At 62.1% G+C, this 23,936-nt stretch carries 28 protein-coding genes and 1 pseudogene; 20 read left to right on the forward strand and 9 right to left on the reverse strand.

The window, feature by feature from the left end; genetic code table 11:
- Positions 1-91 precede the first annotated feature (91 nt).
- The 5 genes from MnOB_RS24720 to MnOB_RS24740 all read left to right on the forward strand — a co-directional run bounded on the left by MnOB_RS24720 (position 92) and on the right by MnOB_RS24740 (position 7,463).
- A complete protein-coding gene (locus tag MnOB_RS24720; RefSeq protein WP_077527144.1) occupies positions 92-1,348 on the forward strand; it encodes a TolC family protein in 1,257 nt (418 codons plus the stop codon).
- A complete protein-coding gene (locus MnOB_RS24725; protein WP_077527145.1) occupies positions 1,345-2,826 on the forward strand; it encodes an efflux RND transporter periplasmic adaptor subunit in 1,482 nt (493 codons plus the stop codon). The genes MnOB_RS24720 and MnOB_RS24725 overlap by 4 nt, the downstream gene beginning before the upstream one ends.
- Positions 2,823-5,981 (forward strand): efflux RND transporter permease subunit, encoded by a 3,159-nt coding sequence (locus MnOB_RS24730; protein ID WP_077527146.1) that lies wholly within the window; start codon positions 2,823-2,825, stop codon positions 5,979-5,981. The genes MnOB_RS24725 and MnOB_RS24730 overlap by 4 nt, the downstream gene beginning before the upstream one ends.
- Complete coding sequence (locus MnOB_RS24735) at positions 5,978-6,343, forward strand: copper-binding protein (protein ID WP_077527147.1); 366 nt, start codon at positions 5,978-5,980, stop codon at positions 6,341-6,343. The genes MnOB_RS24730 and MnOB_RS24735 overlap by 4 nt, the downstream gene beginning before the upstream one ends.
- Positions 6,344-6,557: 214 nt before the next feature.
- Positions 6,558-7,463: a F510_1955 family glycosylhydrolase gene (locus MnOB_RS24740; protein WP_077527148.1), complete on the forward strand. Its 906-nt coding sequence runs from the start codon at positions 6,558-6,560 to the stop codon at positions 7,461-7,463.
- Between the two features lie 56 nt (positions 7,464-7,519).
- Here the strand turns inward: MnOB_RS24740 and MnOB_RS24745 are convergent, their stop codons facing one another.
- Positions 7,520-7,792: a hypothetical protein gene (locus MnOB_RS24745; RefSeq protein WP_077527149.1), complete on the reverse strand. Its 273-nt coding sequence runs from the start codon at positions 7,790-7,792 to the stop codon at positions 7,520-7,522.
- Positions 7,793-8,069: 277 nt separating this feature from the next.
- On the opposite strand from MnOB_RS24745, the gene MnOB_RS24750 reads away from it, so the two are divergent.
- Positions 8,070-8,282 (forward strand): GDCCVxC domain-containing (seleno)protein, encoded by a 213-nt coding sequence (locus tag MnOB_RS24750; RefSeq protein ID WP_077527150.1) that lies wholly within the window; start codon positions 8,070-8,072, stop codon positions 8,280-8,282.
- A gap of 256 nt (positions 8,283-8,538) precedes the next feature.
- On the opposite strand, the gene MnOB_RS24755 is transcribed toward MnOB_RS24750, so the two are convergent.
- Positions 8,539-8,946 (reverse strand): MerR family transcriptional regulator, encoded by a 408-nt coding sequence (locus MnOB_RS24755; protein ID WP_077527151.1) that lies wholly within the window; start codon positions 8,944-8,946, stop codon positions 8,539-8,541.
- Positions 8,947-9,013: 67 nt separating this feature from the next.
- On the opposite strand from MnOB_RS24755, the gene MnOB_RS24760 reads away from it, so the two are divergent.
- From MnOB_RS24760 to MnOB_RS24780, 5 genes are all read left to right on the forward strand, one after another.
- Positions 9,014-9,808, forward strand: a complete 795-nt coding sequence (locus MnOB_RS24760; protein WP_077527152.1) for a cation efflux transmembrane domain-containing protein — start codon at positions 9,014-9,016, stop codon at positions 9,806-9,808.
- A 28-nt stretch (positions 9,809-9,836) separates the two neighbouring features.
- Complete coding sequence (locus tag MnOB_RS24765; protein WP_077527153.1) at positions 9,837-10,265, forward strand: copper chaperone PCu(A)C; 429 nt, start codon at positions 9,837-9,839, stop codon at positions 10,263-10,265.
- A 54-nt stretch (positions 10,266-10,319) separates the two neighbouring features.
- Positions 10,320-10,991: a DsbA family protein gene (locus MnOB_RS24770; RefSeq protein WP_077527154.1), complete on the forward strand. Its 672-nt coding sequence runs from the start codon at positions 10,320-10,322 to the stop codon at positions 10,989-10,991.
- A gap of 2 nt (positions 10,992-10,993) precedes the next feature.
- A complete protein-coding gene (locus tag MnOB_RS24775) occupies positions 10,994-11,455 on the forward strand; it encodes a methyltransferase family protein (protein WP_107504126.1) in 462 nt (153 codons plus the stop codon).
- A 152-nt stretch (positions 11,456-11,607) separates the two neighbouring features.
- On the forward strand, positions 11,608-13,113 hold the full coding sequence (locus MnOB_RS24780; RefSeq protein ID WP_077527156.1) for a sensor histidine kinase: 1,506 nt from the start codon (positions 11,608-11,610) through the stop codon (positions 13,111-13,113).
- A 188-nt stretch (positions 13,114-13,301) separates the two neighbouring features.
- Here the strand turns inward: MnOB_RS24780 and MnOB_RS24785 are convergent, their stop codons facing one another.
- On the reverse strand, positions 13,302-13,574 hold the full coding sequence (locus MnOB_RS24785) for a hypothetical protein (protein WP_077527157.1): 273 nt from the start codon (positions 13,572-13,574) through the stop codon (positions 13,302-13,304).
- A gap of 255 nt (positions 13,575-13,829) precedes the next feature.
- On the opposite strand from MnOB_RS24785, the gene MnOB_RS24790 reads away from it, so the two are divergent.
- The 8 genes from MnOB_RS24790 to arsJ are packed head-to-tail and all read left to right on the forward strand — an operon-like array spanning position 13,830 to position 19,702.
- Positions 13,830-14,243 carry an arsenate reductase ArsC gene (locus tag MnOB_RS24790; protein ID WP_077527159.1) on the forward strand — a complete coding sequence of 138 codons (414 nt, stop codon included), beginning with the start codon at positions 13,830-13,832 and terminating at the stop codon, positions 14,241-14,243.
- A 7-nt stretch (positions 14,244-14,250) separates the two neighbouring features.
- Positions 14,251-14,607 (forward strand): metalloregulator ArsR/SmtB family transcription factor, encoded by a 357-nt coding sequence (locus tag MnOB_RS24795; RefSeq protein WP_077527161.1) that lies wholly within the window; start codon positions 14,251-14,253, stop codon positions 14,605-14,607.
- Positions 14,608-14,649: 42 nt separating this feature from the next.
- Positions 14,650-15,120: an arsenate reductase ArsC gene (locus MnOB_RS24800; protein WP_077527163.1), complete on the forward strand. Its 471-nt coding sequence runs from the start codon at positions 14,650-14,652 to the stop codon at positions 15,118-15,120.
- Positions 15,121-15,136: 16 nt separating this feature from the next.
- A complete protein-coding gene (arsB, locus tag MnOB_RS24805; protein ID WP_077527192.1) occupies positions 15,137-16,198 on the forward strand; it encodes an ACR3 family arsenite efflux transporter in 1,062 nt (353 codons plus the stop codon).
- 4 nt (positions 16,199-16,202) lie between these two features.
- Entirely contained in the window at positions 16,203-16,919 is a 717-nt protein-coding gene (arsH, locus tag MnOB_RS24810) for an arsenical resistance protein ArsH (protein ID WP_077527165.1), read from the forward strand.
- A gap of 18 nt (positions 16,920-16,937) precedes the next feature.
- On the forward strand, positions 16,938-17,438 hold the full coding sequence (locus MnOB_RS24815) for a cyclin-dependent kinase inhibitor 3 family protein (RefSeq protein ID WP_077527166.1): 501 nt from the start codon (positions 16,938-16,940) through the stop codon (positions 17,436-17,438).
- Between the two features lie 26 nt (positions 17,439-17,464).
- Positions 17,465-18,469, forward strand: a complete 1,005-nt coding sequence (locus MnOB_RS24820; protein ID WP_077527168.1) for an ArsJ-associated glyceraldehyde-3-phosphate dehydrogenase — start codon at positions 17,465-17,467, stop codon at positions 18,467-18,469.
- A 9-nt stretch (positions 18,470-18,478) separates the two neighbouring features.
- Positions 18,479-19,702 carry an organoarsenical effux MFS transporter ArsJ gene (arsJ, locus tag MnOB_RS24825; RefSeq protein WP_077527170.1) on the forward strand — a complete coding sequence of 408 codons (1,224 nt, stop codon included), beginning with the start codon at positions 18,479-18,481 and terminating at the stop codon, positions 19,700-19,702.
- Between the two features lie 17 nt (positions 19,703-19,719).
- On the opposite strand, the gene MnOB_RS24830 is transcribed toward arsJ, so the two are convergent.
- The 4 genes from MnOB_RS24830 to arsN2 form a co-directional block, all read right to left on the reverse strand.
- Positions 19,720-20,535, reverse strand: a complete 816-nt coding sequence (locus tag MnOB_RS24830; RefSeq protein ID WP_077527172.1) for a sterol desaturase family protein — start codon at positions 20,533-20,535, stop codon at positions 19,720-19,722.
- Positions 20,536-20,566: 31 nt separating this feature from the next.
- Positions 20,567-21,241 (reverse strand): AraC family transcriptional regulator, encoded by a 675-nt coding sequence (locus tag MnOB_RS24835; RefSeq protein ID WP_234358325.1) that lies wholly within the window; start codon positions 21,239-21,241, stop codon positions 20,567-20,569.
- A 108-nt stretch (positions 21,242-21,349) separates the two neighbouring features.
- Entirely contained in the window at positions 21,350-21,895 is a 546-nt protein-coding gene (locus tag MnOB_RS24840; RefSeq protein ID WP_077527176.1) for an arsinothricin resistance N-acetyltransferase ArsN1 family B, read from the reverse strand.
- A 19-nt stretch (positions 21,896-21,914) separates the two neighbouring features.
- On the reverse strand, positions 21,915-22,385 hold the full coding sequence (gene arsN2 / locus MnOB_RS29720; protein ID WP_352230898.1) for an arsenic resistance N-acetyltransferase ArsN2: 471 nt from the start codon (positions 22,383-22,385) through the stop codon (positions 21,915-21,917).
- Between the two features lie 254 nt (positions 22,386-22,639).
- On the opposite strand from arsN2, the gene MnOB_RS24850 reads away from it, so the two are divergent.
- Positions 22,640-23,143, forward strand: coding sequence for a hypothetical protein (locus tag MnOB_RS24850; protein WP_077527180.1), 504 nt, complete (start codon positions 22,640-22,642; stop codon positions 23,141-23,143).
- A 235-nt stretch (positions 23,144-23,378) separates the two neighbouring features.
- Here MnOB_RS24850 and MnOB_RS24855 read toward each other — a convergent pair whose 3' ends face one another.
- Together MnOB_RS24855 and MnOB_RS24860 are read right to left on the reverse strand one after the other, a co-directional pair.
- Positions 23,379-23,726, reverse strand: coding sequence for a DUF3703 domain-containing protein (locus MnOB_RS24855; RefSeq protein ID WP_077527182.1), 348 nt, complete (start codon positions 23,724-23,726; stop codon positions 23,379-23,381).
- A 7-nt stretch (positions 23,727-23,733) separates the two neighbouring features.
- Positions 23,734-23,936 (reverse strand): annotated as a pseudogene (locus MnOB_RS24860) (heavy metal translocating P-type ATPase); the annotation flags it as partial.

Genomic DNA, 23,936 nt, shown 5'->3' on the forward strand with positions numbered 1-23,936 from the left:
TCCCCGTTGACTGCCGTTCCGCTTGTGCGGAGCGGTCGACCTGCGTGCGCGCTTGTGCGCGGCGCAGCGGAAAACTACAGGATTCGTGACGATGAACCCCACACGCTATTTCACCGGCGGGCCCATTGTGGCCGCCCTGGTGGCGTCGGTGCTGGCTTTGCCGAGCCTGGCCGCCGACCTGACCCTCGATGAAGCCCTGCGCTTGGCCGAGGACAATGCCCCGTCGCTGACGGCCCAGACGGCCAAATTGCAGGCTGCCAGTAGCGCCGCCATTCCCGCCGGAGAGCTGCCCGATCCGAAGCTGCTGCTCGGCGTGCAGAACTACCCCGTGGGCGGTCCCGACCGTTGGACCATCGATCAGGACTTCATGACCATGCAGATGGTCGGGGTCATGCAGGAAGTGCCCAACCGTGACAAGCGCCGGGCCCGCACAGAGGTGGCCGAAGCCGCCGTCGAGCGCGCCGAGGCCGAACGCCGCGTCGTACGTCTGAAGGTTCGCCAGGCCACGGCGCTGGCCTGGATCAGCCGCCATACCGTGGAGCGCAAGCAGTCGCTGTTCGAGACGTTTTTCCGGGAGAACCGACTGCTGGCTGCCAGCGTGCGGGCGCAGATCGCCGGAGGACGGGCACCGGCCGCAGATGCGGTCACCGCCAAGCAGGAGGCGGCCGACCTGACTGAGCGCCAAGATGAATTGGCCAGTCAGCAAGCCACAGCCCGTGCCGCCCTGCGCCGCTGGATAGGCCCGGCCGCCGACGAGCCGCTGGCCGGCGACCTGCCAAGCTGGCCGATCGCCGCCGCAGGCTATGCCCACAAGCTGCAAGTGCATCCCGAACTGACGGCCTTCGCACCCATCACCCGCGAGGCGGAGGCCAAGGTTCGCGAGGCCGAGGCGGAGAAGAAGTCGGATTGGAGTTGGGAAATCGACTACCAGCACCGTGGCCGCGAGTTCGGCGACATGGTGAGCGTGGAGTTCACCTTCGACCTGCCGCTGTTTCCCGGCTCCCGGCAGAACCCCAAGATCGCCGCCCGCCATGCCGAGCTGAACCAGGTGGAAGCCGAGCGTGAAGCGCTCACCCGTGAGCATGCCGAGCAACTGGAAGCGGACTTGGCCGAGTACCAGCGCCTGGACCGTGCCGTCCGTCGCAGCCAGGACAGCCTGCTACCCCTGGCCCAGGAAAAAGTCGACCTGACCACGGCCAGTTACCGCGCCGGTACCGGAGAGCTGGCCTCTGTGATCGCCGCCCGCCGCGAACAGATCGAGGCGCGCCTCAAGCAGATCGACCTCGAAGGCCAGCGTGCCCTGACCAGCGCCAAGCTCCACTTCACTTACGGGGAGACTCACCCATGACCACGCGTATCTGGACTGGATTGGCAGTGGCAGGTCTATCCCTGGCCATAGGGGCTGCCGGTGGTCACTGGTTCGCGCGACGCCCCATGACCGCGATGCCGGCCGCCAGCGCCGAAGCCGAATCCGCGCCGCAGGACGAGCGCAAGGTGCTGTACTGGTACGACCCCATGTACCCGCAGCAGAAGTTCGACAAACCGGGCAAGTCACCCTTCATGGACATGGAGTTGGTGCCGCAGTATGCCGGCGGCGCTGCGGACAGCGCGACTATCAGCATCGACCCCAGTCTGACCCAGAACCTCGGCCTGCGCCTGGCCTCCGTCAGCCGTGGACCGTTGGCAAACAGCCTAGATGTGGTTGGTGTGCTGGCCTTCAACGAACGCGAGGTCGCCGTGGTGCAGGCCCGTGCCGCCGGCTTCGTCGAGCGGGTCTATGCTCGGGCTCCCGGCGATGTGCTCCAGGCCGGGGCGCCTCTGGTCGATTTGCTGATCCCGGACTGGGCCGCTGCTCAGGAAGAGTTCCTCGCCCTGAAGCAGAGCGGTGATGCCGGGCTGCTGGCCGCGGCCCGCCAACGTCTGCGTCTGCTCGGTATGCCGGCGGCGCTGATCCACCAGGTGGAACGCAGCGGCAAGGCGCAAGCGGTCCTGACCCTGGGCAGCCCCATCGGTGGTGTGGTGCAGGAACTGGACGTGCGCACTGGCATGACGGTGGCCGAAGGCGCCACCCTGGCCCGGGTCAATGGCCTGGGCAGCGTCTGGCTCAGCCTGGCGGTTCCGGAAGCCGAAGCCGGGGCCATTGCCCAAGGCCAGGCAGTCGAGGCGCGGTTGCCCGCATTCCCGGGGGAGGTACTTGCGGGAACGGTCGACGCCATCCTGCCGGAAACCAATCCGGACAGCCGCACGCTGCGGGTGCGGGTCGAACTGCCCAATCCGGACAGCCGCCTGCGGCCCGGTATGACGGCGCAGGTCAGCCTGAACCGGTCGACGTCGCAGAGCGTCCTTTGGCTGCCCAGCGAAGCCGTCATTCGCACCGGCCGGCGTGCCTTGGTGATGGTCGCCGAAGACGGTGGGCGCTACCGGCCGGTGGAAGTCCGACTCGGGCCGGAAAGCGCCGGCAAGACGGTGGTCACCCAAGGGCTCACAGAGGGCCAACAGGTGGTCGCCTCCGGGCAGTTCTTGCTGGATTCCGAAGCCAGCCTCAAAGGGCTGACCGCTGCTGAGATCGAGACGCCAACGACTGAGGCGCCAGTCAGTCTGCATGAAGCCGAAGGGCAGGTCATGTCCATCGACAACGCCGGGGTAACCCTGGCCCACGGACCCTTCAAGACGCTGGGTATGCCGGGTATGACCATGACCTTCCCGCTGGCCGACCCGGCCCTGATGGTCGGCATCAAGGCCGGCGACAAAGTGCGCGTGGGGGTACGCCAGACCGATGCTGGCCTGTTGGTCGAGCGCCTGGAGAAGCTTGGAGGCCAGCCATGATCGCCGCATTGATACGCTGGTCGGTGGCCAACCGTTTTTTGGTCATACTGGCCACCCTGTTCGCAACTGCCTGGGGCGTCTGGTCCGTGCAGAGCACGCCAATCGACGCGTTGCCGGACCTCTCCGACGTCCAGGTGATTATTCGCACGCCCTATCCGGGCCAAGCCCCGCAGATCGTCGAGAATCAGGTCACCTATCCGTTGGCTACCACCATGCTCTCGGTCCCGGGAGCGAAGACGGTGCGAGGCTATTCCTTCTTCGGTGACAGCTTCGTCTACGTGATCTTCGAGGACGGCACCGACCTCTACTGGGCCCGCTCGCGGGTGCTGGAGTACCTCAGCCAAGTCCAGGGGCGCCTGCCGGCCACCGCTAAGCCGGCTCTTGGGCCGGATGCCACCGGGGTCGGCTGGATCTTCCAGTACGCCCTGGTGGACCGCAGTGGCGGGCACGACCTGGCGCAACTGCGTGCCCTGCAGGACTGGTTCCTCAAGTTCGAGCTGAAGACCCTCCCCAATGTCGCCGAGGTGGCGACCGTGGGGGGCATGGTCAAGCAGTACCAGGTGCAGCTCGATCCAGTACGGCTGGCCAGCCTAGGCATCACTCAGGACGCGGTGATCGAGGCCATCGGCAAGGCCAACCAGGAAACCGGCGGCGCCGTGATCACCCTGGCCGAGGCCGAGTTCATGGTGCGCGCCTCGGGTTATCTGAAGACCCTGGACGACTTCCGTTCCGTGCCGCTCAAGCTCGGCGTCGGCGGCGTGCCGGTCACCCTCGGCGATGTGGCCACCATCCAACAGGGGCCGGAGATGCGCCGCGGCATCAGCGAGCTGGACGGGGATGGCGAGACGGTGGGCGGCGTGGTGATCCTACGCAGTGGCAAGAATGCCCGCGAAACCATCGCCGCGGTCAAGGCCAAGCTGGGCGAACTGCAGAAAAGCCTGCCGACCGGGGTGGAGCTGGTCACCACCTACGACCGCAGCCAGCTCATCGATCGCGCCGTGGAAAACCTCAGCCACAAGCTGTTGGAGGAGTTCATCGTGGTCGCCCTGGTCTGCGCGGTGTTCCTTTGGCACCTGCGCTCCTCGCTGGTGGCAATCATCTCCCTGCCGATCGGTGTGCTGATCGCCTTCATTGTCATGCGCTACCAGGGGATCAACGCCAACATCATGTCCCTGGGCGGGATCGCCATCGCCATCGGCGCCATGGTGGACGCCGCCGTGGTGATGATCGAGAACGCCCACAAGAAGATCGAGGCATGGCATCGGACCCACCCCGGCGAGCCGCTGAAGGGTGAGCACCACTGGCACGTGATGACCGAGGCTGCTGCCGAAGTCGGGCCAGCGCTGTTTTTCTGCCTGCTGATCATCACCCTGTCGTTCATCCCCGTCTTCACCTTGGAGGCCCAGGAGGGCCGGCTGTTCGGCCCGCTGGCCTTCACCAAGACCTATGCCATGGCGGCAGCCGCCGGGCTGTCGGTGACCCTCGTGCCGGTGCTGATGGGCTACTGGATTCGCGGGCATATCCCCAAGGAGGAGCAGAACCCGCTGAACCGTTGGCTGATCCGGCTCTACCAGCCCGCCCTCGATGGGGTGCTGCGCCATCCCAAGCTCACCCTGGCGGCCGCGACCCTGATCTTCCTGAGCGTCCTGTGGCCGATCTCGCGGCTGGGCGGCGAGTTCCTCCCGCCGCTAGACGAAGGCGACCTGCTCTACATGCCTTCGGCGCTGCCGGGTCTGTCGGCACAAAAGGCCAGCCAGCTGCTGCAAATCACCGATCGGCTGATCAAGACGGTACCGGAAGTCGAGCACGTCTTCGGCAAGGCCGGGCGCGCCGAAACTGCCACCGACCCGGCACCGCTGGAGATGTTCGAGACCACCATCCAGTTCAAGTCGCGCGAGCAGTGGCGGCCCGGCATGACCCCGGAAAAGCTGGTGGAGGAACTGGACCGGGTAGTGAAGGTGCCGGGGCTGACCAATATCTGGATTCCGCCTATCCGCAACCGCATCGACATGCTCGCCACTGGCATCAAGAGCCCGATTGGGGTCAAGGTCGCCGGCGCCAATCTCGCCGACATCGATGCCGCCACCCAGGCGGTCGAGCGTGTCGCCAAAACCGTCCCGGGCGTGAGTTCTGCGTTGGCCGAACGCCTGACCGGCGGGCGCTACATTGACGTCGACATCGACCGTCAGGATGCCGCGCGCTACGGATTGAACATCGCCGATGTGCAGTCCATCGTGGCCAGCGCCATTGGCGGCGAGACCATTGGCGAAACCGTCGAGGGCCTGGCGCGCTTCCCGATCAGCGTGCGCTACCCCCGGGAATGGCGCGATTCGCCCGGCGCCCTGGAGCAATTGCCGATCTACACACCGCAGGGCAGCCAGATCACCCTGGGCACCGTAGCGCGCATTCGGGTCAGTGAAGGCCCCCCCATGCTGAAAAGCGAGAACGCGCGGCCGTCCGGCTGGGTCTACATCGACGTGCGTGGCCGGGATATCGCCTCGGTGGTGGCCGACCTGCGCCAGGTCGTCAGCGAGCAGGTCAAGCTACAGCCGGGAATGAGCCTCGCCTACTCGGGGCAGTTCGAATTCCTTGAACGGGCCAACGCGCGGCTTAAGTTGGTGGTGCCGGCCACGCTGCTGATCATCTTCGTGCTGCTCTACCTGACCTTCGCCCGTTTCGACGAGGCCTTCCTGATCATGGCCACGCTGCCCTTTGCCCTCACCGGCGGAGTGTGGTTCCTCTACCTGCTCGGCTACAACCTGTCGGTAGCCACCGGCGTCGGCTTCATCGCGCTCGCCGGGGTGGCCGCCGAGTTCGGCGTAATCATGCTGCTCTACCTGAAGAATGCCTGGGCCGAACGCGAAGACAACGGCGACGCCACCGAGCGCGGTCTGGTGGCCGCGATACGCGAAGGCGCTGTGCAGCGCGTGCGACCCAAGGCGATGACGGTGGCGGTGATCATCGCCGGCCTGCTGCCAATCCTCTGGGGCAGCGGTACCGGCAGCGAAATCATGAGCCGTATCGCCGCGCCCATGGTCGGTGGCATGGTCACCGCGCCCCTGCTGTCCCTGTTCGTCCTGCCGGCGGCCTACCGTCTGATGCGCCGCCGGCACCTCCGTTCCGTAACCCCCATCCAGCAAGGAAAAACTGTATGAAGAATTCCCTGATCGCCATCACCGGTGTTGTGGCTGTGCTGTCCGTTCCGGCGTTCGCCGAAGACATGCCGGCCATGAAGATGGAGGCCAAGACCATGGCGGGCATGCCAATGAAACAGGCGGCGGAGCAGGCGCCCACTGCCCAGGCCACCGGTACGGTCAAAGCCATCGACAGCCAGAAACAGGTGGTGACCCTCGCACACGGTGCTGTACCGGCCCTGCAGTGGCCGCCGATGACCATGGGCTTCAAGGCCACTGCTGAACAACTCAAGGGAGTGAAGGTCGGCGACCACGTGGCGTTCGAGTTCCGCGCCGATGGCATGGACGCGACCATTGTGTCGATCGCGCCGATGCAGCAATAGCGGCAGGAAGGGGGCGCGATATGCCGCAGGGGATATAGCGCCGGCCCTTCAACTGATGGATGCACGTTGCGGACGTGCGTCCGTCAGGTCTTTGAGCAGGTGATGTGCACGCCCGCCTCCTGCGCTTTTCCTTTGGTCTGGAGGTTGACTCCCTCGGCGCCTGAAACAGGCGCCTCTTTTGACTCGGCTAGCTGACGAAAAAGGAGGACTGACGATGCCACTGAATCAGACGCTCCGCCGAGCGCTTCCGCTCGGCCTTCTGGCCGCTTTCACGCTACTCGCCGCCTGCGGTGACGCGGCAATCACCCTGATGCATGTGCACGGGCTGGCCTTCAGTCCGGACGGTCAGCGGCTGTCCATTCCCAGCCACCATGGGCTGGCCATCTACAGTGCCGGACACTGGAGCAAGGCCACCGGACCGGAACACGACTACATGGGCTATGCCGTGACCCGCCGGGCAATCTACAGCAGTGGCCATCCGGCCGAGGGCACCGGCCTGACCAACCCCTTCGGCCTGATCAAGAGCAGCGATGACGGACATACCTGGCAGCAACTGGGCCTGCAGGGCGAGTCGGACTTTCACCTGCTGGCCAGTGGATTCGAGAACGGCGCCATCTATGTCTTCAACAGCCACCCGAACTCGCGCATGAACGCCCCCGGCTTGTACTTCAGCCTGAACGAGGGCGTCGACTGGCAACGCGCAAGCGCGCAGGGGATCACGGAGGAGCCCGTCGCGCTGGCCGTGCATCCGACCGACAGCAAGACGGTCGCATTGACGACCAACGCCGGTCTATACCTGTCGCGGGATGCTGGCGAGCATTTCCGGGCCCTCAGCCGGAGCGAAGAAGCCTTGGGGCTCGCCTTCAGCATGGACGGCAATAGCTTGTGGTTCGGCAGCTACGGCAACGCGGCGAAGTTGTCGAAAGTGGAGTTGGCGACTGGCAAGGTCACCTCACTGGGCATGCCCGAGCTGCAAGAGGATGGCATCGCCTACCTGGCGCAGAACCCGACTCAACTGCAGGAGTGGGCGATCGCTACCTTCAAGCGCGACGTCTACCTGTCGCAGGATGGCGGCAAGTCTTGGAGCGCAATTGCCAAGGCCGGCCAGACGCTGGAATGACGCCGCAATTGTCCCGCGCGGTACCCGCGCGCTGCCGAGACGGCAGGCTCAGGCCGCTATTGCACCTTGCTGCCGTCCTTGGGAGCCTCCTGGCCCATCTGCTTGTTCATCTGCTCCATCATGGCGTTGCAGTTTTTCATCATGGTGGACATCTCCTGCATCATGTCCATCATCGGCATCTGCTTGCCGTCCATCATGTGCGTGCCTTCACCCTTGGTGGTGGCGGAGCCGCTCTCGGCGGGAGTCTTGGCCTGGTCGGCGTATCCCACAGAAGTGGTTGCCAAGGCTATGAAGGCAGCAAGGGCAGTGTAGGTAATGGCGTTACGCATGGCGGCACTCCTGTTCCTATACCTTGCTTTCTGGCGGGCTGCGGGCAAACGACCGTTGATTGGTCATTGGGAGGGTCGACAGGTTTCGCGACCCGATCGCACAGTCACACTCCCGTTTGCTACACCCAGTTCTGAGGGAGAGGTAACGGCGACAGCACCTTGGTTACGACTCACTGCTGACCATATCTCTCTTCTCTGAGGATGGACCTTGCCATTGGGGCAAGGTCAAGCATCAGCTTTTTCCCCGATCCATCCACTTGGCGGAAGTGAGGCTTCGATGAATGCTGTCGTTCTTGAGTCGGTGCTGACTTGCCCGCACTGCGGCTTCGCAAAGCAGGAAACCATGCCCACGGAATCCTGCCAGTACTACTACGAGTGCACCAACTGCAAGGCGCTGTTGCGTCCAATGGCGGGTGACTGCTGCGTGTTCTGCTCGTTCGGATCGGTGAAATGCCCGGCAGTCCAGCAGCAGCGTGGGCGCTGCAATTAGCCTCGTGACAAGAAGAGCTTGCGAAGGGCCCACAGGGCGATGAGGGTCAAAACCAGCAGCACGGAAGCCTCGCTGGGAAACTCGCTAAGCGCCGCTATCAGACTTACCTTGACGAATGCGCCTTCCACAAAGGGTTTCCTCGATCAGTGACCTTAACAGATGGATCTTATCGCCGACACTCACTTCACGGCGACGTCATCTGGTCGCCGAAATGGACGACGGGACCATGTGACTGGTGCTTCGTCTAGGGCGACGCTCAATGGCGTTCCGTCAGTGACTCAATGATCCGGCACTGCTCGATCACGCCGCCCTGGCAGCAATCAATCAGACGCTGCAGCTCCTGCTCCAATCCCTGGAGGTCGCGTATCCGCAACCTGACCTGGACCAGTTGTTCCGCAATCTTTGCGTCCACCGCCGCGCAGGATGCCTGCCGGTGGTCAGAAAAGCTCAATAATTCCCGAATGTCGTCAAGGCTGAAGCCCAGGGCACGGCTGCGCCGGATGAAGACCAGGCGATCCCGGTCTTGCGCCGAATACAGACGATAGCCTGACGAATTGCGCTGGGCGGCCGGCAGCAGTCCCAGGCTCTCGTAATAGCGGATGGTGACCGCCTTGGTATCGGTGGCCGTGGCCAGTTGTCCTACCGTGAGTTTCGGCTCGATCATGGGCTTGACCTTATAGTTGCTATAACCCTCATTCTACGAACATTGCACTTGAATGAGGTTTCGGATCGTGGACAGCTGCTGCGAAAACAAGGCCGGAGAATTGGCTCAGCTGCGAGCCCGGCAAAGCCGCGTGCTGTATATCGTCCTGGCCATCAATGCCCTGATGTTCCTCCTGGAGTTCAGTGCGGGCTGGATTGCCGGCTCGACGGCCTTGCTGGGCGACTCGCTGGACATGTTCGGCGACGCCTCGGTTTATGCGCTGACCCTGTTCGTGCTGCATCGCAGCGCCCGCGCGCGGGCAGGTGCCGCACTGGTCAAGGGCGGTTTCATGCTCCTGTTCGGCCTGGTGGTGATCGCCGACGCCGCACACAAGATATTGCTGAACGAGGTTCCTGCCGCCGACTGGATGGGCGTCGTGGGCGTGATCGCCTTGCTGGCCAATGGGGTGTGTTTCGCCTTGCTCTATGCGCATCGCAGCGATGACTTGAACATGCGCTCCACCTGGCTCTGCTCACGTAATGACCTGCTGGCTAACAGCAGTGTCATTGTCGCAGCGGGCCTGGTTGCGCTCACCAGCAGTCTCTGGCCGGACGTTGTGGTTGGACTGGCGATTGCCATTTTGTTCCTGCACTCGGCCTGGCAGGTTATCGGCGAAGCCTGGGCCGAATGGCGAAGCGCTCCCGCTGCCCCACCTTCCCTACCGATGGACACCACGACTATCAGTTGCTGCGGCAGCAACCCGGTGGCCCAGCAGGATTCCGGTTGCACCCCCACGGCCACGGCGATTATTGCTGAGCCAGGGTGCTCCCCGTCCAAGTCCGCCCCTGGGAAGGGCTGCTGCGGCCCGAAAGAAAGGCACTGAGCACTTCAAGCACCCAAGGAGAAAATCGATGCTGCGATTCCGATACCTCAGCCTGGCGCTGTTGCTGGCCGTCTCGACTGGCGCGCTGGCTGACCTGGAGGCCAAAGATGCCCGGCTACGCCTGCTGCCCGGCAACCTGCCGGCTGCCGGTTACTTCAGCCTCACCAACACAGGTAGCCAGCCCATTGTGCTAATCGGCGCACAGAGCCCGGCTTACGCCGAGGTGATGATGCATCGCAGTGCCGTGGAGAACGGTACCGCGAGCATGCAGCACGTCGAGCAGGTGGAAGTGGCGCCAGGTGCCACAGTGAACTTCGCATCAGGCGGCTATCACTTGATGCTGATGCAACGCCAGCAACCGGTGGCGCTCGGCGATCAGGTGGAAGTCACCTTGCAATTCGCAGATGGCCAGAGCTTGCCGGTTACCTTCACGGCAGTGTCGCCGACCACGCAATGAAACCGAGCCAAAGTATTCACTCAACCCCCTAGCCATTCCCTGGAGATCCACCCTATGAGCCGACGTTTCGTCGTACTCGAAATCGTGTTTGTCGCCTTAATCGCAATTGCTGCGGCGGTGCTCTACTTCGACCGCCAGGTTTCAGAAGAAGAGGCTTCTACTGTTTCCACTGTGTCCACAGCGTCCGCCACTGAAGACCCTGCCACACTCGTGCGCTTCCATTCGCCGACCTTCGGTCCATCCAACGCATCCGTGACCATAGTCGAATTCTTCGACCCCTCCTGCGAATCCTGCCGGGCCATGTATCCCTTCGTTAAGAAAATACTCGAAGAGAATCCCAATGACGTCCGCCTGGTAATGCGCTACGTGCTGTTCCACAAGGGCTCAGAAGAAGTCGCCCGCCTTCTCGAAACCTCGCGCAAGCAGAATCTGTTCCCACAGGTACTGGAAGCGGTGCTGGCTGCACAGCCGGAATGGCATGACGATCCGCAGGTGCTGAAGGCCTGGGACGCCGCCGCAAGCGCCGGACTGGATGTGGAAAAGGCGCGTGCCGAGATGAACTCCCCCAACATCAATGCCGTTCTCAAGCGTGATATGGACGATGCCAAGAAGATTGGTATTCGTGGCACGCCGACCTTCTACGTCAACGCTCAGCCCCTGGTGGAACTCGGTCCGGAGCCGCTGCGCAATCTCGTGCTGTCCGAAATCAAGCGAGCTGGGAATTAGGTGTGAACTGGCTGGAGCATCGAGTACCGCCGCCGCTGGTCGCAACCTTTTTCGGGGGTCTGATGTGGTTGCTTGCACCCCTAGCTCCAGGCCTTGTGGCGACCGCGGGATGGCATGTGTGGGGTTCGGTTGCCGTGCTGTTGTTGGGCGTAGCGGTATGTCTTGCCGGCGTGCTGTCGTTCCGTCTTGCCAGGACCACCGTTAACCCGTTGAGGCCGGAAACGGCGACCGCTCTGGTCGATTCAGGCATCTACCGTCATACGCGAAATCCCATGTACTTGGGTTTCGCCATGATCCTGGTGGCCTGGGCACTCTATTTGGATTCTCCATTTACGTTACTGGGCGTGGTCGGTTTCGTGCTCTACATGAACCGTTTCCAGATCATCCCCGAGGAACGAGCACTCCAGGCCTTATTCGGAGAGCAGTTCTCGTCCTACCGGGCGCGTGTGCGCAGGTGGTTATAAGGGTAAGGAAACTTCGCGTGGACTTGCCGACCAGTGCTTGCCCTGACGGAACCGGTGTCCAACGAGTCCTCGTTTTAGACCGATAGGCTGGTACGCCCATCGGTCACCGACCAGCACTGCTATAACGCGCGAAGGGTCAGGGGAGGATTCACATGAACGCGGCCATATGGGAAGCCTTTGGGGACACGAAAGAAGAACGCGAAATTGCACCCACGCAGCCATTCAACCTGCTGCGCTGGTTCTCGGCTATCAGCCTGGTCATCATCGCGACGGTGGCCTTTGCCATCGGCACCATCTCAACGCATTTCCTTGTCAGCGAGAGTCTGGAGCGGGATGCCATGCTCTCCGCCCAGTTCATCCAGACTTTGGCGAAGGGCGAGACTCGCCACCACGGCCTGCGAGGCATGCAGATGGGGGATATTCTGCTACCTGACCAGTACTGGATATTCACTCACGAGGCGCGCCAAAACCGAGAGCGCGCTCGCTCGGAATTCCTTGATCACCTTTCTCACTTGCCGGATTCACTGTTGGCGACCATCTACGGGCCAGATCGGACGGTGGTCTGGTCGACCAATCCGGCGTTGATCGGCCTGCAGATGGCCGCAGATGACGCCCTGGAAGCCGCCTACGAATCCGGCGGTCAGGTGTCCGCCAGGTACAACGAAGTGGATGAAGGCCGCGTCGAGCAGAAGTTTCTCCGTGCGCCCAACATGTTCTTCATCGAGAACTACATCCCGCTGATTGATGACGATGGCAAGGTCCTGGCCATCGTTGAACTCTACAAGGAACCAGTGGATCTCCTCGAACGCGTCAAGCGCGGCAACCGTTTGATCTGGACCGCGACCGTGCTGGGCGGGCTGCTGATCTATCTGGGCCTCTTCTGGATTGTGAAGCGAGCCTCCAACCTGTTGGCCTCGCAGCAGAACCAACTGGTGGCCAACAGGACCTATGTGGGCTTGGGCGAGATGTCCAGCGCAGTGGCTCACAGCCTGCGCAACCCGCTGGCTTCCATACGCTCCAGCGCTGAACTGGCACAGGAAATGGAAGGCCCACAGATACAGAAATGCATTGCCGACATCATCAGCCAGGTTGACCGCATGTCGAACTGGGTGCGCGATCTGCTGCTCTGCCTGCGGCCTCTCCATGGAGAGTCGGAGCAAGTCGAGCCCATTGAAGTGGTGAAGGAAACCTTGCACAACTTCGATCAGCAGCTCACCAAGGCCAAGATTCACGTCTCGTTGGTCGACAAGCCTGCCCCGCTGGTTACGAGCCACAAGCTGCTACTTTCGCAGGTTCTCAACAGCGTCATCGCCAACGCCATTGAGGCCATGCCCGGAGGCGGCCAACTCTCAATTCAGGCGTTTCCAGACGCGAGCGGCCAGTGGATGGACTTGATGATCAGTGATTCGGGGAAAGGCATGTCCCGGCAGCAGGAATTGATGGCCTTCAAATCCTTCTACACCACCAAGCAGGGTGGCCTGGGCATCGGTCTGATTATGGTCAAGCAGATCATGGAGCGATTTGGCGGGAAGGTGAGTCTGACCAGCCGGGAGAAGGAAGGTACCAGTGTCCGGCTGAGTTTCATGATCGCCGAACTCAAGGAGACAAGCTCGGAGCTGACACACGGCCCCGCCAACCAGGCGGAGTGCGTGGCCTGACGGGCTGCGCCGTATTGCATTTGTGCCGATAGTTTTCAGCTCGGAATGACCATGGGCTTCAAGGCCACAGTAGACCAGCTAAACCGCGGGCGTGATGAGCCGCAAGGGATGTCGCGCCCGGGGTTCGAAGCAGCATTCGCACTTTCGCTGCCCGCTGAATTTACTCGGCGGGAAGCTATGTACCAAGCTTACTGCTTGATCGCCTGGAGGTAGTCCTTCAGGGTTTTCTCGTCGGCAGCCTTCACCGTCATGCCCTCCGGGCCGGTGCCCACATCGGTGAACTGCTTGGCCGGCTCACCGTTTTCTTTGAAGGCCTTCAGTTCCGGGGAGCCTTCGCGAAACACCCAGAGGCGACCATCTTCCACTTCGGTGACGAAACCAGGCTTGTCGAACTGGCTGGCGAAGGCGGTGGCGGCAAACAGGCTGGTCAGCACCAGTGCACCCAAGGTCAGTTTTTTCATCGTACAGCTCCTGTGTGGGTTGAGGTGCGACTGAAACCAAGGCGACTGTCATGACAGGTTCATGACGATATTCGAATATGCGCGTAACCGGATGTTTCTGGTCGGCATTGACGATGGAGCGTGCCTAGCTTGAGGCTCGCAGACATTACTGCCACCTATCACAAGCTGATTTCCCTTGCGCTTCGTCCAGTCGGCTTTACCTGATATACGAAAAATCATATATTCGAAAAACCATATCTATCCAAGAGCATGGCCATGACCTCCAAGACCCGCGTGCTGTTCGTTTGCACCGCCAACGCCGCCCGATCCCAGTTCGCTGAAGCTCTGCTTCGGCACATCGATTCCGAGCACTTCGAAGCTTTCAGCGCGGGCACCGCCCCAGGGGGGATCGACCCACGCACCCTGGCCGAGCTACAGCACCTGGGTATCAGTACCGAGGGCCTACACAGCAAGTCCGTCGACGAGTTTGCCGGTGAGCGCTTCGACTTTGTAATCACCCTCTGCGACAAGGCGGCGCTGGAATGCCACGCATTGCCCGGTGCCGGCGAGGTGCTGGCCTGGCACTTCGAAGACCCGGTTGTCAGCACCAAGCCAGATGCCTTTAGGCACGCCGCCCAGGAAATTGCCGAACGCATCAAGATGTTCGTTCTGGTGAAAACCAAACGTTGAGAGCGCTATGACCGACCATCTGACCCCGACCACCGTTTTCAAATGCCTGGCGGACGAGACCCGCGTTCGCCTGATGCTGCTCATCACCCGCGAGGAGGAGCTGTGCGTCTGCGAACTCACCTGCGCCCTGGATGAGAGCCAGCCGAAGATTTCCCGCCACCTGGCGCAGTTGCGCACCTGTGGCTTGCTGGCGGATCGCCGGCAGGGGCAATGGGTGTACTACCGCCTGCATCCCAACCTGCCTGATTGGGTACACAGCGTGCTGACGACGGTGTTGGAGGCCAACAAGCATTGGCTGAGTCCCGATTCGAAGCGGCTCGATGGCATGGGCGACCGTCCCGAACGCGCCGCCGCCTGCTGCTGAGCGCAAGCCCGAGTCCCCCGATTGGCCGATATGGATAGCCCGATGAAAGTCCTGTTTCTCTGCACCGCCAATAGCTGCCGCAGCATTCTTTCCGAAGCTGTGTTCAACCATCTGGCACCGGCTGGCATGCAGGGCTATAGCGCCGGCAGCCAACCGAAAGGGATGGTGCACCCCATGAGCATCTCGACCTTGGAGAAGGCCGGCATCACGACGGACGGGCTGAGCAGCAAGTCGAGCGATGCCCACCAGTATCTCGCCCCGGATTTCGTCATCACCGTGTGCGACAAAGCCGCTGGCGAGGCCTGTCCGGTGTTCTTCGGCCCGGCCATGAAGGCGCACTGGGGGCTGGCTGACCCCTCCGAATACACCGGCAGCCCCGACGAGATCGAAGCGGCCTTCGACGCCACGCTGGAGCGGATCAAGACCCGTGTCCAGGCCTTCCTGGCGCTGCCGTTGAAGCAGATGAGCAGCGAGCAGCTCAAGGCGGAGCTGGCCTTGATCGGCACCTTCTGACAGCGGAGACATGACCATGCGCAAAAGCCGTCTCGCCTTCCTGGATCGTTACCTGACGGTCTGGATCTTTCTCGCCATGGCTATAGGCGTAGGACTTGGCAGCCTGTTCGACGGGCTGCCGGCCTGGCTGAACAGCCTGTCCGTGGGCTCGACCAATATCCCCATCGCCATCGGCCTGATCGTGATGATGTACCCGCCGCTGGCCAAGGTGCGTTACGAGGAACTGCCGCAGGTGTTCAAGGACAAACGCATCCTTGCCCTGTCCCTGGTGCAGAACTGGGTCATCGGGCCGGTGCTGATGTTCGTGCTGGCGGTGGTGTTCCTAGCGGATAAGCCCGAATACATGACCGGCCTGATCCTGATCGGCCTGGCCCGTTGCATCGCCATGGTGCTGGTGTGGAACCAGATCGCCGGGGGCAACAACCAGTACGTCGCTGGGCTGGTGGCCTTCAACAGCATCTTCCAGATCCTGTTCTTCAGCGTGTATGCCTGGATTTTCCTGGGCCTGCTGCCGCCGCTGTTCGGTCTGGAGAGCAGCGTCATCCAGACCAGCTTCCTCGACATCGCCGAGTCGGTGCTGATCTACCTGGGCATCCCGTTCCTGGCCGGCTTCCTGACCCGCAAGCTGTTGATCAATCGGAAAGGCGAGACCTGGTACCGCGAGCGCTTCATCCCCCGGATCAGCCCGCTGACGTTGGTGGCGCTGCTGCTGACCATCGTTGCGATGTTCAGCCTGAAAGGCGACATGGTGCTGCAACTGCCGCTGGATGTCCTGCGCATCGCCATCCCGCTGACCATCTACTTCGTGGTGATGTTCTTCCTCAGCTTCTGGATGGGCAAGCTGCTGGAGGCCGACTACCCACGCACCACTGCGCTGGCCTTTACCGCTGCCAGCAACAATTTCGAACTGGCCATTGCGGTGGCCATCGCGACCTTCGGCCTGGCGTCCCCGGTGGCCTTCGCCACCGTGATCGGGCCGCTGGTGGAAGTACCCGTACTGATTTCGCTGGTGGGCGTGGCCTGGTGGCTGAAGCGCCGCTGGTTCGATCAGCCGAAGGGCGCGCTTGCTGAGGAGTAGAACCATGACCGACGACCACATTCCCAACCTCGATGCCGACCTGGTCGACTTGCCCACCCTGGACAAGTTAGGCAGTCCGCTGTCGGCCACTCACAAGCCACGCATTCTGCTGCTCTACGGATCGACCCGCGAGCGTTCGTTCAGCCGCCTGCTGACCCATGAAGCCGCCCGCCTGCTGGAGCATTTCGGCGCGGAAACGCGGATCTTCGATCCCTCCGGGCTGCCGCTGCCGGACGACGTTCCCGACAGCCACCCGAAGGTGCAGGAGCTGCGCGAACTGGTGCTCTGGTCAGAAGGCCAGGTCTGGTGCTCGCCCGAGCGCCACGGCGCCATGACCGGGGTATTCAAGGCGCAGATAGACTGGATTCCACTGGCCATGGGCGCGGTGCGTCCGACCCAGGGCAAGACCCTGGCAGTGATGCAGGTCTGCGGTGGCTCCCAATCGTTCAACGTGGTCAATCAGTTGCGCGTGCTGGGTCGCTGGATGCGCATGTTCACCATCCCCAACCAGTCCTCGGTACCCAAGGCCTACCTGGAGTTCGATGAAGCCGGGCGCATGAAACCGTCCTCCTTCTACGACCGTGTGGTGGATGTCATGGAGGAGTTGGTGAAATTCACCCTGCTGCTGCGCGAGCGTTCGGACTACCTGGTCGACCGCTACTCCGAACGCAAGGAATCGGCGGAAGAACTCTCCAAACGCGTCAATCAACGTTCCATCTGATCACAGGATTCACCTGACATGTCTCATCCCTACGATGTACTGAGCATTCCTGGTCGCCAGGGCAAGCTGATCTTTACCCCTTGTCCGGGCACCAAGGACACCACCCTCGATGAGGCACTGGTTACCCTCCAGCAGGCTGGGGCTTCGGCGGTTATCACCCTGATGCCGTCGAGCGAACTCGCCGCCAACGGCGCTGAGGCCATCGCCCAGCAGTGCCAGCGGTTGGGCCTGGATTGGTTTCAGCTGCCGGTGGCGGATGAACAGGTGCCGCTCGATGACTTCGACCAGGCCTGGGGCCAGTCGAAGCAGCAGATTCTCAGCCTGCTGGGTGGTGGCAAGCACCTCGCCATCCACTGCAAGGGCGGCTCGGGCCGCACCGGGCTGATCGCCGCGCGCATCCTGATCGAGGCTGGGGTGCCTCGCACGGATGCCATTGCCCAGGTACAGGCCCTGCGTCCCAAGGCCATCCAGCATCCGGCCCACGTCAACTGGATCAGCCAGTTCGACGCAAGCCTCTGATTTCAGACTCTCCAGAGAACACCAGCATGAGCATCAAAGTCGGTATCAACGGTTTCGGTCGTATCGGTCGCCTGGCGCTGCGCGCTGCCTGGGACTGGCCTGAGCTGGAGTTCGTCCACATCAACGACCCGGCGGGTGATGCCGCCACCCACGCCCACCTGCTGAACTTCGATTCGGTGCACGGGCGCTGGCAGCATGAGGCCAGCGCCGAGGGCGACTGCGTGGTGATCGGCGGCAAGCGCATCCAGGTCACCGCCAACAAGGCCATCGCCGATACCGATTGGAGTGGCTGCGACCTGGTGATCGAGGCCAGCGGCAAGATGAAGACGGTCGCCGTGCTCCAGGCTTATCTGGATCAGGGCGTAAAGCGCGTGGTCGTCTGCGCGCCGGTCAAGGAAAAGGGGGCGCTGAACGTCGTCATGGGCGTCAACCAGCACCTGTTCGATCCGGCGCAGCACCGCATTGTCACCGCGGCCTCCTGCACAACCAACTGCCTCGCCCCGGTGGTCAAGGTGATTCACGAGAATCTGGGCATTCGCCACGGCTCGATCACCACCATCCACGACCTGACCAACACGCAGAGCATCCTCGATACACCCCATAAAGACCTGCGTCGCGCCCGCGCCTCGGGGATGAGCCTGATTCCCACCACCACAGGTTCGGCCACCGCCATTGCCGAGATATTCCCCGAGCTGCGCGGCAAGCTGAATGGCCACGCGGTGCGCGTACCGCTGGCCAATGCCTCGCTGACCGACTGCGTGTTCGAGGTGGAGCGCGCCACGACGGTGGAAGAGGTCAATGCACTGCTCAAGGCGGCCGCCGATGGTCCGTTGAAGGACATCCTCGGCTATGAAGAGCGACCGCTGGTGTCCATCGACTACCGCACCGACCCGCGCTCGTCGATCATCGACGCGCTGTCCACCATGGTGGTCAATGGCACCCAGGTGAAGCTCTATGCCTGGTACGACAACGAGTGGGGCTATGCCAATCGTGCGGCGGAGCTAGCCCGTCTGGTCGGCGCGGCGGAGTAATCAGAGATCATGCAGGCGTTGTCAGCCCTGCCCACGGAAGTGCGCCAGTACCTGCTGGTCACGGGCAACTACTGGGCCTTCACCCTCACTGACGGCGCGCTGCGCATGTTGGTGGTGCTGCACTTCCATACGCTGGGCTACACGCCGCTGCAGATCGCCGCGCTGTTCCTCTTTTACGAGATCTTTGGCGTCATCACCAACCTGGTGGGCGGCTACCTCGGTGCGCGCCTGGGGCTGAACCACACCATGAACATCGGTCTCGGGATGCAGGTCGTCGCGTTGCTGATGCTCACCGTACCGGCCGCCTGGCTCACCGTGCCCTGGGTGATGGGAGCCCAGGCGTTGTCTGGTATCGCCAAGGATCTCAACAAAATGAGTGCCAAGAGCTCGATCAAGCTCCTGGTACCGGACAGCCAGCAGGGCACGCTGTACCGGTGGGTGGCGATCCTCACCGGTTCGAAGAATGCGCTCAAGGGCGTCGGTTTCTTCCTCGGTGGAGCGCTGCTCGCCTTGCTCGGTTTCACTGGGGCCGTGCTGATGATGGCGGCGGTGTTGGCACTGATCTGGCTGGGTAGCCTGGTGCTGCTGAAGAAGGACTTGGGCAAAGCCAAGGCCAAACCGAAGTTCCGCGACATGCTCTCCAAGAGCCGGGCGATCAATATCCTCTCGGCGGCGCGGCTGTTTCTCTTTGGTGCTCGCGACGTGTGGTTCGTGGTGGCGCTGCCGGTGTACCTGAGCACCGTATTCGGCTGGGACTTCTGGCTGGTCGGCGGCTTCCTCGCCGCCTGGATCATCGGCTACGGCATCGTGCAGTCCTTCGCCCCGCACATCACCGGCAAGCAGCGTGGCCATGTGCCGGACGGCCGCGCCGCCTTCACCTGGGCCCTGGCCTTGGCCGGGCTTCCCGCGCTGATCGCCCTGGGGCTCGCCTCGGGCTGGTCGGCACAGGCGGTATTGCTCGGCGGGTTGATGCTGTTCGGCGTGCTGTTCGCGGTGAATTCGTCGCTGCACAGCTACCTGATCGTCAGCTATGCCAAGGAAGACGGGGTGTCCCTGGACGTGGGTTTCTACTACATGTCCAACGCCCTGGGCCGTCTGCTCGGCACGTTGCTCTCGGGCTGGGTGTTCCAGCAGTACGGACTTGAAGCCTGCCTCTGGGTTTCCAGTGGCTTCTTGCTGCTGGCGGCGCTGATTTCCATCGCGCTGCCTCGGCACCAGACGCCAGCCTCGTAAGGCTGGCGTCTCGGCGGTCAGTTGTAGTCGCTACCTGGTTTTCTTGATCGGCAGAATGGCCACCACAACTGGGCGCACCAAGGATCACCGGGGTCGTCGGGGATGCCGTAGCGCTCTGGGTAGCGGTCGCGGGTGAAGTTGGCCGTACCAAACAGCGTGTCCCAGATGTACAGCAACTGGCCGAAGTTGTGGTGCGGTGGATTGCCCTGTTCGTCCAGCTCGGCGTGGTGGGCTCGGTGGGTGCTCGGGAGCTGCACGAAGCGCTCCAGCAGCCATGCCAAAGGAGAAAGCCAGCGTATCCGATACAGGCCTTTGTCCCAGGCGAAGGCACTGTGTACCAGCACGTTGGCGCAGCCAAATATCAGATGGCTGATCAACACGGCGTCACCCAGGCCCAGGTAGACCATCACCCCCGCGTACCAGATGTCTGGCATGAACATGAACCACCGCCAGTTCTCCCGGTAGGCCACGCTGATGCTCATAGCGGTCGCCGTATGGTGGGTGCGGTGCATGTGCCACATGAAGGGCAGCGTGTGGCCCAGGCGGTGATACCAGTAATGCAGAAGGTCCGCCGGAATGATCACCAGCAGAACGGCTTGCCAAAACGGTAGCGAGGCCAGGCTGCCCGCCCAGCCAGGCGTCCATTGGGTGAGAGCTAGCGCGGCAACGGCGATAATCACCGGTTTGATCAGCAAGGCGAACTGAGCAAGGCTGACGACATCGATCGCGAGCTCACCGGATTGCCGCCGATTCAGCATGCGCCCAGCAAGAAGCTCCATGCTTCCCAGCAGTATCAACAGGGTACTGACGACCCAGGTATCGAGATGTGGCATGACACGTTCCTCAAATGCGAGGACGCCAGTGTCAGTAATCCGGGAAGCGGTTTACTTGAAGGATTTTGTGGTCGTTAGCTTGCGACGGTCGAAGGCCGAAGGTGCGCAGGCAGATACGAGACAGGTGGGCCGAATCGGCGAAGCCGGCAGCATGGGCCACCTCGGTCGCCCCCTGGGCGCTACTCAACGCCTCCAGGGCGCGGCGCAGTTTCTGCCAGAGCAGCAGCTTGCGCAGCGGAATGCCGATGCTGTCCTGGAGCCAATGCGAGCAATGGGCCTGTGTACTCGGATAGCGCAAGCGAAAGGACTGCCAGATCTGTTCTGCCGAGGTTTCGATGTCAGCGTCCTTCACCAGAGCCAACAGGTAGTCCAGGCGCGGGTTCGGGGCGGCTGACGGTTGGTGATTCCGAGTCAGCAAGCGATCCAGCCAGACATCGAACGCCTGTTGTGCTGCCACCTCGACAAGAAGGGCCCGATCCGCAACAGCCACTTCGAAGCGATGCGCCGCACTTGGGCTCATACGAGCCCAGTGCAGTAGCCGCGCATACGCAGGGTGGCTCGGCTCGACAGTGATGCTGACATGCGCCTGGGGACGGACGAATCGCCGCCGAATCTCAGGGGCCAGCAGCCAGGCATCTGCCGTAACAACGGACTCGCCATTTATTTCCAGCTCCAGCGGTTCTTCGTCCGCGAGCAGCAGGGTCATCCCTGGGCGTTGGTTGTAGCCGTTCGGCAGTGACCCGGCCCTGACGATGAAGCAGGCTCGGCCGATCAGTAGATGGTTTGTTGCCATGGATGCTCGCTGCCGACCCGGTCAATGACCAAGGATCGCAAAACGGACGGGCTCTTCAGGAGGTGTCGACAGTTCGCGCAAGGGGAGCCGCCAGTAACCCACGTCATGCCACTTCCCGAGCTTATAGCCGACCTGCGGGAATGTCCCGATGTGCTGGAAGCCCATTCGCTCATGTAGTCCCACGCTACCCGCATTAGGCTGCGTGATGCCCGCGTAGGCAGAGCTGTAGCCCTGACGAGCCAGGATCGGCAGCAGGGTTTCGTAGAGCCGTTGGCCAATGCCACCGCGACGCGCGGTCTCGGCGATGTAGACAGTGACGTCCACTGCCCAACGATAGGCATTCCGTGCTCGATGCTGGCTGGCGTATGCATACCCCAGCACCTGGCCATCACGTACCGCCACCAGATAGGGGTAGGTCTCAAGCGTCGCCGTTATTCGTCGGCGCATCTCTTCAACCGAGGGTGGAACCTCCTCGAAGGAAATGGTGGTATCGGCTACCACAGGGGCATAGATGGCTTGGATGGCTTCGGCATCCGTTGGGCGAGCCACCCGAACTTCAATGGACATGAATTTCCCCGTGTAGTGACTAGTGATGACCACACTGCGGCATGGACCCAAGATCTTTTCTGAGGTAGCCAGCCGAGGACGGACAGAGTGATTTGAACTGCGCTGTGCCAGCTATGTCAGGCGGTGCCACCTGACGCGGAGTGAGCACGTAGCCGATCCGCTCAAAGAATGGTGCCTGATTCGTGGTTAGAAGGTGCAGGGTTTCAATCCCGGCCTGGCGTGCGAGCTTTTCCATCTCGCTAACCACCAGGCTACCGAGTCCCCGCTTCCGGTGCCGAGGATCAATCAGGACAGAGCGCAGCAGTGCATTAGGTCCATACACCTCCAGCCCCGCATATCCAACTTGCTGCCCTTCCAGTTGGAAGGCGTAGAAGACCCTGCCGGGAAGGGCTACGTCGTCATCTGGTAGGCCTGCCTCTCGAAGCACTTTCACGAGAGCCGGCAGGTCTTCCGGCGAGACAACCGCGAACTGGAGAGAGTTGGCTATCACGTTCTTCAACCCTTAGGAACTGGGTGTATTTTGAGCGGTTTCGTCAGATCGGGAAATGGCTACTTCTGGCCGGAAACAGCCGGTGGCAAAGGGCAGCCGCCGACCAAATGCGGTCATGAACGTCCCACTGCATTGCGTGTATTGAGGCGCCAGGGTCAGCCTTTGACTCACATCAGTTTGCGCCCTTAACCGAGGCATATATTGGATAGCGGGAATCCATTCCCTGCCTACCATCCCCTGCAAGGATCTGAATTATGAAAGCATCCAAACTCGCCGCCCTGGCTTTGGCGGCTGTGCTTTTCCCCGTCCTAGCTTTTGCGCAGCAGGACGCTAACGCCGCCAAGCCGAATCAGCAGCCGATGAGCATCGAGCAATTTGACCAGGAGATGGCGAAGGCGCAGGAAAACCTGAAGAACATGCAGGAGCAGATGACCCTAATCCAGAAAACGACCGATCCTGCGCAGCGCCAGAGATTGATGCAACAGCACCAAGTCATGATGCAGCACGGAATGCAAATGATGCACGGGATGTGGGGCGACGGAATGATGGGTTGCTGCGGAGGCGGCAAGATGGGCGGGCATATGATGGGGGGCGGCCATATGATGGGCTGGAGCCAAATGGGCAGCCACTACTCCCAAATGACGCCTGAACAGATGAGGCAACATCAGTACATGATGGATAGGTACATGGGCATGCAACAGATGATGATGGATCAGATGATGCAGCATCAGCAGCACATGGACACACCGCCTCGCTAAGCCCTAACGGTTGTTCCACGGGAAGCGCCCTATTTCCACTGTTTAGCGTCTGCCTAACTCTCCTAGCGTGAGTTAGGCAGACCCCTACCGATACGGCAGCAATGGCTTGATCTCACTCGCCCGCTGCGTTGACAGCCGCATCAGCACAACTTTCAAGTAGGCAATTACTGCCACCGCAGCTGCAGTTCCCCATCACAACCCCACCGTTCGGCAGCGAGGAGCCTCGGGGGGGCCCTCATCGACGATCGCCCTGCAGCAGTTGCTGCAACTCCTCTGAGATCGGCATGGGCTGAAAGGCGCTGACTCTTGCTCGTCCAGTATTGCCCTCTGGAACCCAGACCTTGGAGAACAGCACGGCAGCAAAAATGCGCGGTACCTGGCCAAGCATCTCCCGGTAGTCGCGCGCCACCCAGCCCGCCTGAAGCATCAGCCAGTGGCTGTAGGCATGGAGCAGTGGCCTTTTCTGGGTAAGGATGTGGGCTCGCTCCAGCCAGGGGTAAGCCTGTAGCGGGGATTTCACCCCCAGGGCCTGCCGGGCATTCAGAAGGGATTCATCGACAGCGGCGCGCAGATCACGGTTCATTTCGCCCTCACTTGCGCAGCAAACGCAGGCCGTTCAGGACGACCAACAGGCTCACTCCCATGTCGGCGAATACCGCCATCCACATCGTGGCATGTCCGGTCAGGGTGACCACCAGGAAGATGGCCTTGATCCCCAGGGCGAGCCCGATGTTTTGCGTGAGCACCGCGGCGGTATGCCGGGATAGGCGAATGAACGCCGGAATCTTGCGCA

The organism is Metapseudomonas resinovorans (assembly GCF_002003485.1).
GTDB lineage: Bacteria > Pseudomonadota > Gammaproteobacteria > Pseudomonadales > Pseudomonadaceae > Metapseudomonas > Metapseudomonas resinovorans_D.